The sequence below is a fragment of the Vibrio sp. 378 genome (genome assembly GCF_033339435.1).
This window is the reverse complement of sequence record NZ_JAWOUO010000799.1, coordinates 1-603: the sequence shown is the minus strand read 5'-3', so window position 1 is coordinate 603 and position 603 is coordinate 1. Positions and strand designations below refer to the sequence as shown.

The 603-nt window shown below is 45.9% G+C and carries 1 protein-coding gene; it reads right to left on the bottom strand.

All coding sequences use genetic code 11. The features are described 5' to 3' along the window. On the bottom strand, positions 1-603 hold a 603-nt coding region (locus R7Q48_RS28915), incomplete at both ends, for a sensor domain-containing diguanylate cyclase (RefSeq protein WP_318133790.1).

The following is a 603-nucleotide window of genomic DNA, read 5'->3' as shown; positions in this document are numbered from 1 at the left end:
ATTTCAGGTTCATCACCATGCTGAGGAACGTAAGAAACAAAGCCGATACTCACACTGAGATGTTCTGAAGCTTCCGAACTACCGTGCTCCATATCAAGCTGTCTAATCTGTTGATGAATGCGTTGAGCGACTTGCTCTGCGCCTTCTGTTGTCGTGTTTGGCAAGATAAAACCAAATTCTTCACCACCGTATCGAGCCACGCAGTCTGAAGAACGGTTGACCACTTGCTTGAAGACCGCCGCGACACGAATCAACGCCTCGTCGCCTTGTTGGTGTCCGTAACAGTCGTTGTAATCTTTAAAGAAGTCGATGTCGCACAACATGATAGTCAAAGGCAATTTTTCACGAATGTGGTGATACCAAAGTACATGAAGACGTTCATCAAATCGGCGTCTATTCGCCACTTGCGTCAAGCTGTCCATAAAGCTCAATTTCTCAAGTTCAAGGTTCGCTTGTTCAAGTTTTTGCTCGGCGAGATAACGCTCTGAAATATCACGCGCCATGATAAGAACGCCATTCGTACCCGATGCCTTGTCTTTAAACGGCGATTTCACCACATCAAACCACGTAATATGGCCATCACTACTCACGACCTTATCGATA